This is a genomic window from Mycobacterium sp. (genome assembly GCF_046095365.1).
GTDB lineage: Bacteria > Actinomycetota > Actinomycetes > Mycobacteriales > Mycobacteriaceae > Mycobacterium.
The window spans coordinates 1-6,581 of record NZ_JBJTJF010000204.1 but is presented as its reverse complement, the minus strand read 5'-3'; the positions used below and the strand labels follow the sequence as shown (position 1 = coordinate 6,581).

The window sequence follows — 6,581 nt, the reverse complement described above, 5'->3', positions numbered from 1 at the left end:
GGCCGGCGGGGGACACGGGGGGCGGGAATAGCGTCCCCACCGGGTACCGTTGAGGCCAGTGGGCGTCGATCGCCCGTCCCGACCCTCTCATCGCGAGGAGACCTGATGACCGACGAGTCGGCCACGAAGACCGATCTGGGCACCCCCGAACTGGGCACCGACGCCCACGGTGTGACGCTCACCGATGCCGCCGCCACCAAGGCCAAGGCCCTGCTGGATCAGGAGGGCCGCGACGATCTGGCGCTGCGGATCGCCGTTCAGCCTGGGGGATGCGCCGGGCTGCGCTACAACCTGTTCTTCGACGACCGGTCCCTGGACGGCGACCTGACGGTCGAGTTCGGCGGGGTCACCCTGACCGTGGACCGGATGAGCGCCCCCTACGTGCAGGGAGCGACCATCGACTTCGTCGACACCATCGAGAAGCAGGGCTTCACCATCGACAACCCGAACGCGACCGGTTCCTGCGCCTGCGGCGACTCGTTCAACTAGTTCAGTACTGGGCGGCGGTGCGCAGCAGGTACGAGCACACCAGCAACTGATTGCCCTGGCGGAGCAGCTGCGCCACCCCCTGCTCCTGGTCGCGGGCCTTGCGTGAGGTCGACGCGGGCGAGACATTCATGGTGAAGAGCACCTGCGCCTGATTGGGCGACTGCACGACGACCTTGTCGATCGAGGTGACCTCGGCGCGCGCGAACTGCTTGCGGAAGGCATCGCTGGCCAGCCGGGCCAGGGCCATGTCCGACTTGCGGTCCTTGATGGCGTCGAACATGCCGCACAGCGAGTTTCGGGCCACTGTTTCGGTATCGCCCTCCGACAGGGCGGTCAGATAGTTCTGGATCGTGCTCTTGGCCGTGGCATCGCTGAACGACGAGCCGCCTCCGCCCGACCGGCCCCCGAGCAGCACCGCGGCGGTCACCAGCGCGGCCACCAGACCCAGAGCAAGCAGGCCCCACAGCACCGCGCGGTTCCGCTGAGGCGGCTCGGGATAGCCCACCGGCGGCGGCAGCGGACCCGGGTAGACGGCCGGATACGGGTAGGGCTCGGAGTAGGCGCCGGGCAAAGGTTGGCCCTCGGCGCCGCCCGGTTGTGGCGGATAGGGGCCAGCCATGGACGGTTCTCCTGGGGGTCGTCGGTCAACTCGGGCAGTCGAGCCACTGCCAACCCGTCCGCGGGCCATATAGTCGGCTCTTGATACGCAGGCTAGCTCACCGCCCGGCCTGCCCAACGCATTGAAGGACGGACGTTTCGTGACCATCGCGGTAACCGGATCCATTGCCACCGACCACCTGATGCGTTTTCCCGGGCGCTTCTCCGAGCAGCTGCTTGCCGAGCATTTGCACAAGGTCTCGCTGAGCTTTCTCGTCGACGATCTGGTGGTCCACCGCGGCGGGGTGGCGGGCAACATGGCATATGCCATCGGCGTGCTCGGCGGGGACGCTGTTCTGGTCGGGGCGGCCGGCGTGGACTTCACCGACTACCGGGAGTGGCTGGAGTCGGCCGGGGTCGACTGCGCCCATGTGCTGATCTCCGACACCCAGCACACCGCGCGTTTCGTGTGCACCACCGATCTGGAGATGGCCCAGATCGCGTCGTTCTACCCGGGTGCGATGTCCCAGGCCCGCAACATCAGACTGGCCGACGTCGTTGCCGGTGCGGGCCGGCCGGACCTGGTGATCGTCGGGGCCAACGACCCCGACGCGATGTACGCGCACACCGATGAGTGCCGGGCGCTGGGACTGCCGTTCGCCGCCGACCCCTCCCAGCAGCTGGCCCGGCTCTCCGGCGACGAGATCCGCCGGCTCGTCGACGGGGCGACCTACCTGTTCAGCAACGACTACGAGTGGGACCTGATGCTGTCCAAGACCGGCTGGACCGACGCCGATGTCCTGGGGCAGGTGGGTCTGCGAGTGACGACTCTCGGCGCCAAGGGGGTCGATCTGGTCGGCGCTGACGGCACCGATATCCACGTCGGGGTGGTGCCCGAGACCGCCCAGGTGGATCCCACCGGAGTCGGAGACGCGTTCCGGGCCGGGTTCCTCACCGGCCGCGGCGCGGGTTTGAACCTGGAACGCTCCGCGCAGCTGGGCTCGCTGGTCGCGGTTCTGGTCCTGGAGACCACCGGCACGCAGAACTGGACCTGGGACCTCGAGACCGCCGGGGAGCGCCTTGCAGACGCCTTCGGCCCCATCGCCGCCGGTGAGATCACCGCGGCGCTCGGCCGGCGGGCGTGAGCCTATAGCTGCACCGGGTAGTGCGGTTCGCCGATCTTCGGCACCACACTGCCCTCGACGAAGATCGCGTACCAGAGCAGGAAGATGAGCACCGTCCAGAGCCGTCGGCTGTGGTCGCTCTCGCCCGCGCGGTGCTCGTCGAGCATGGCCCGCACCGCCTTGAGGTCGACCAGCCGGCCGGCCTGGGAGGCGTCGATGGTGCGGTAGGCCCAATCCATCAGCTCGCCGGCCCGCAGCCAGTGCCGGATGGGAACCGGGAAGCCGAGCTTCGCCCGGTTGAGGACGTGTGCGGGCACGATCGGTTCCAGGGCGCGGCGCAGCGCGTACTTGGTGGTGGTGCGGGTGATCTTCTGGTCGAACGGCAACCGCGAGGCCACCGCGAACACCTCCGGATCCAGGAACGGCACCCGCAGTTCCAGTGAGTTGGCCATCGTCATCTTGTCGGCCTTGACCAGGATGTCGCCCCGCAGCCAGGTGAACAGGTCGATGTGCTGCATGCGGGCCACCGGGTCCCACCCGGCCGACTCCGCGTAGACGGCGGCGGTGACGTCGGTGTGGGTCCAGGACGGGTTGAAGCCGGGCAGCGCCGCGCGCAGTTGCTCGTCGGAGAAGCTGCGGGCGTTGCCGTAGTAGCGCTCCTCGAGTGTCAGCGATCCGCGGTGCAGCAGGCTCTTGCCGCGCATGCCCTCCGGCAGCGGTTTGGACGCCTTGCCGAGCGACTTGCGGACTCCACGCGGTAGATAGTCGAAAGCCTTGAGCGACAACGGTTCCCGATAGATCGTGTAACCGCCGAAGAGTTCGTCGGCGCCCTCCCCGGAGAGCACCACCTTGACGTGCTTGCGCGCCTCGCGGGCGATGAAGAACAGCGGCACCAGAGCGGGGTCGGCCACCGGCTCGTCGAGGTACCAGACGATCTCCGGCAGCGCCTCGACGAACTCCGACTGGCTGACCACCTTGGCGACGTGCCGGGCCCCGATCGCTTCGGCGCTGGCCACCGCCACGTCGACCTCGGAGAAGCCCTCCCGCTCGAATCCGGTGGTGAAGGTGATCAGCCGCGGGTTGTGCCGGATCGCCAGCGCGGCGATGGCCGTGGAGTCGATGCCGCCGGAGAGGAACGCGCCGACGGTGACGTCGGCGCGCATGTGCTTGGCCACCGAGTCCTCCAGGACCGCGGTGATCTCGTCGTAGCGGGCCTGCTCGCCGCCGGCTTTGAACGGGACCGCGTCGAATCGGGGCCGGAAGTAGCGGGTGACCTCGGGCTGCCGACCGGGGCGGATCACGGCGTAGCAGCCGGACTCCAGGCGGCGCACCCCGCGGTGCAGCGTCTCGGGTTCGGGGACGTACTGCAGCACCGTGTAGGGCCCCCACGCCCGGGTATCGATCCCGGTGTCCAGGCCCAGGATCCCGGCCAGGTCGAGCAGGCACTTCTCCTCGCTGCCGACCGCGGTGCCGCCGGGTCCGGTGGCCATGAACAGCGGCTTGATGCCGAACGGGTCGCGGGCGCAGAACAGTTCCCGGCGGGTGGTGTCCCACAGCGCGAATGCGAACATGCCTCGCAGCCGGCCCAGCGCCCCGGTGCCCCAGTAGTGGTAGGCAGCCACGATCGCCTCGCCGTCGCCGTCGGTGGCGAACTGCGCCCCGAATTCGGTTCGAAGCTCCTCGCGCAACTCCAGGTAGTTGTAGATCTCGCCGTTGAACACCAGCACGTAGCGGCCGGGCTGGTCCGGCGGGCCCCAGCGCAGCGGCTGGTGGGAGTGCGCGATGTCGATGATCGAGAGCCGGTTGAAGCCCAGCACGACCTGGTCGTCGGCCCACGTCCCGGGCTCGTCCGGACCCCGGTGCCGCATCAGGTGGGAGGCGCCCGCGACGGCCTCGACGGTCTGGTCGGTGATGGCGCCCGCCGCGTCTCCTACCAGGGCAAGCAGTCCGCACACCCGGCCAAGTATGCCCGAACGGAGACCACCGGCAGAATTCCCTCCGACCGAATCGCCAGGTGTGTCAGCCTGCTGTTCATTAGTGGTCTACGCTGCGTAGTATTCGAGTGGCGACGCGCCCGCAGGGACCTCTCCTCACGGGGTCGCCGGGGTCGTCCGCCCAGCTTGAGGACACGAGGAGGCGGCAAGTGACACCACACGGGCTCAGCCGTAGCACCGCGCCCTCCGGGACTCGCTCGAGCCGGTGGCGGACCGCGGCGCTGACCGCGACCTTCGCCGCCCTCGCGATCTCCCTGAGCGGGTGTAGCTGGCAGGACGGTCTGGCGCTCGGGTGGCCCCGGGGTATCACCCCGGAGGCCCACGCGATGCACAAGCTGTGGCTCTGGTCGGTGATCGCCGCCCTGGTGGTCGGTGTCATCGTGTGGGGGCTGATCTTCTGGTGCGCAGCAGCCTTCCGCAAGAAGAAGGGCGACGACGAGCTGCCCCGGCAGACCGGCTACAACATGCCGCTCGAACTGACCCTGACCGTCGTTCCCTTCCTCATCATCTCGGTGCTGTTCTACTTCACCATCGTCACCCAGGTGAAGGTCCTCGACAAGGAACCCAACCCGGAGGTCGTCGTCGACGTTACGGCGTTCCAGTGGAACTGGAAGTTCGGCTACCAGAAGGTTGCCTACGCCGACGGCTCGTTCAACTACGAGGGGGCGGATCCGGCCCGCAAGGCGGCCGTGCTCTCCAAGCCCGAGGGCAAGGACGCACATGGCGAGGAGAAGGTCGGCGCAATACGCGGAATGAACCCCGAAGACCGCTCCTACCTCAACTACGACAAGATCGAGACGATCGGAACCAGCGACGAGATTCCCGTGCTGGTGCTGCCTGCCGGCAAGCGCATCGAGTTCCAGCAGGCCTCGGCCGACGTGATCCACTCGTTCTGGATTCCGGATTTCCTGTTCAAGCGGGACGTGTTCCCGAATCCCGAGGCAAATCACTCGGAGAACATCTGGCAGGTGTCGGAGATCAACGAGACCGGGGCCTTCGTCGGGCGGTGCGCGGAACTGTGCGGCACCTACCACTCGATGATGAACTTCGAGGTGCGCGTGGTCTCGGCGGACGACTTCAAGTCCTACCTGCAGGCCAGGACGGCCGGCAAGACCAACGCCGAGGCGCTGCAGGCGATCAACCAGTCGCCACTGGCTACCACGACCAGGCCGTTTGACACCCGTCGAGGTGAACGGGTGATCCCGAAGCCCGAGCTCGCCGCCGCGCAGGCCACGAAGTAGGAGAGTCCGGAGATGCGAGTCGAAGCCAGGCTGTTCGAGATCCTGACCGGGTTCTTCGCCCTCACCGCGATCGTGTACGGCGTGCTCACCTCGATCTTCGAGCAGCCGACGGGCAGCGTGGAGTGGGCCGGCACCACCGCACTGGTGCTGACCGCGGGCCTCTCGCTGATCATCTCCACGTTCTTCCGTTTCGTCGCCCGGCGTCTGGACACCCGCCCGGAGGACTACACCGAGGCCGACATCGCCGACGGTGCGGGCGAGCTTGGCTTCTTCTCGCCGCACAGCTGGTGGCCGATCCTGATCGCCCTGTCCTTCTCGACCGCCGCCGTCGGCGCCGCCCTGTGGCTGCCCTGGCTGATCTTCGCCGGCATCGTCTTCGTCCTGGCTGCGGTCTGCGGCCTGGTCTTCGAGTACTACGTCGGCCCCGAGAAGCACTGACCTCCAAGGTCACAATCCTGGCGCGGTAGGCACCCGGACGGGTGTCCTGCGCGGCTCCCGGCGGCCCCGGTTGGGTAGTCTTTCCGCCTGGGTGAGGCCGTCGCCGCTGGCGAGCGCCCAGTACCCCGGGCATGTGCAGTCGAAAGAGGATAGCCAGAGATGAGCGGGCCAAATCCACCGCAGCGGGAGCCTTCGGCCCACCGCGCGGCCGGGGACCGCGAGGAACTGACCGACACCGGATTCTCGCGGGCGTACTCAGCCCCGGAGTCCGAGCAGTACACGATCGCGCCCTACGTCCCCGCGGATCTGGAACTCTACGACTACGACGCCTACGAACAGTCCACCCAGGTGGTCGATGACCTGCCGCCCCCGAAATGGCCGTGGGTGGTCGGCGTCACGGCCATCATCGCGGCCATCGCACTGGTGGTGTCGGTCTCGATGCTGGTCACCAGGCGCAACACGGACACTCTGGCCACACCGGCAACGACAAGCACAGTCCCGACCCCGCCTGTGCAGGACCAGATCACCACCACGACCGCGGAACCGCCGCCCCCGGCGCCTGCGCCGGAGCCGACCGCGGAGGTCCCGCCACCGGAACCCCCGCCGCCGCCGGCCACCGGTCTGGCCCTGACCGCGGTCGCGGTCGGACCCTATCTGCTGGCCGCCGTCGGCGACCCCGCCGCGTGGATCGCGTTCGC

6 protein-coding genes and 1 pseudogene are annotated in these 6,581 nt (G+C 68.4%); 5 read left to right on the top strand and 2 right to left on the bottom strand.

What is annotated here, in order from left to right:
- Positions 1 to 105: 105 nt before the first annotated feature.
- Positions 106 to 489 (top strand): HesB/IscA family protein, encoded by a 384-nt coding sequence (locus ACKOQ4_RS16045; RefSeq protein ID WP_526293581.1) that lies wholly within the window; start codon positions 106 to 108, stop codon positions 487 to 489.
- A 1-nt stretch (position 490) separates the two neighbouring features.
- On the opposite strand, the gene ACKOQ4_RS16040 is transcribed toward ACKOQ4_RS16045, so the two are convergent.
- Entirely contained in the window at positions 491 to 1,108 is a 618-nt protein-coding gene (locus tag ACKOQ4_RS16040; RefSeq protein WP_526293580.1) for an Rv0361 family membrane protein, read from the bottom strand.
- A 139-nt stretch (positions 1,109 to 1,247) separates the two neighbouring features.
- On the opposite strand from ACKOQ4_RS16040, the gene ACKOQ4_RS16035 reads away from it, so the two are divergent.
- Entirely contained in the window at positions 1,248 to 2,231 is a 984-nt protein-coding gene (locus tag ACKOQ4_RS16035; protein WP_526293579.1) for a carbohydrate kinase family protein, read from the top strand.
- A gap of 2 nt (positions 2,232 to 2,233) precedes the next feature.
- Here ACKOQ4_RS16035 and asnB read toward each other — a convergent pair whose 3' ends face one another.
- Positions 2,234 to 4,165, bottom strand: a complete 1,932-nt coding sequence (asnB, locus tag ACKOQ4_RS16030) for an asparagine synthase (glutamine-hydrolyzing) (RefSeq protein ID WP_526293578.1) — start codon at positions 4,163 to 4,165, stop codon at positions 2,234 to 2,236.
- 188 nt (positions 4,166 to 4,353) lie between these two features.
- On the opposite strand from asnB, the gene ctaC reads away from it, so the two are divergent.
- The 3 genes and pseudogenes from ctaC to ACKOQ4_RS16015 form a co-directional block, all read left to right on the top strand.
- Complete coding sequence (gene ctaC / locus ACKOQ4_RS16025) at positions 4,354 to 5,445, top strand: aa3-type cytochrome oxidase subunit II (protein WP_526293577.1); 1,092 nt, start codon at positions 4,354 to 4,356, stop codon at positions 5,443 to 5,445.
- Positions 5,446 to 5,457: 12 nt separating this feature from the next.
- Positions 5,458 to 5,883 carry an aa3-type cytochrome oxidase subunit IV gene (gene ctaF / locus ACKOQ4_RS16020; protein ID WP_526293576.1) on the top strand — a complete coding sequence of 142 codons (426 nt, stop codon included), beginning with the start codon at positions 5,458 to 5,460 and terminating at the stop codon, positions 5,881 to 5,883.
- A 159-nt stretch (positions 5,884 to 6,042) separates the two neighbouring features.
- A pseudogene (locus ACKOQ4_RS16015) lies at positions 6,043 to 6,581 on the top strand (hypothetical protein); the annotation flags it as partial.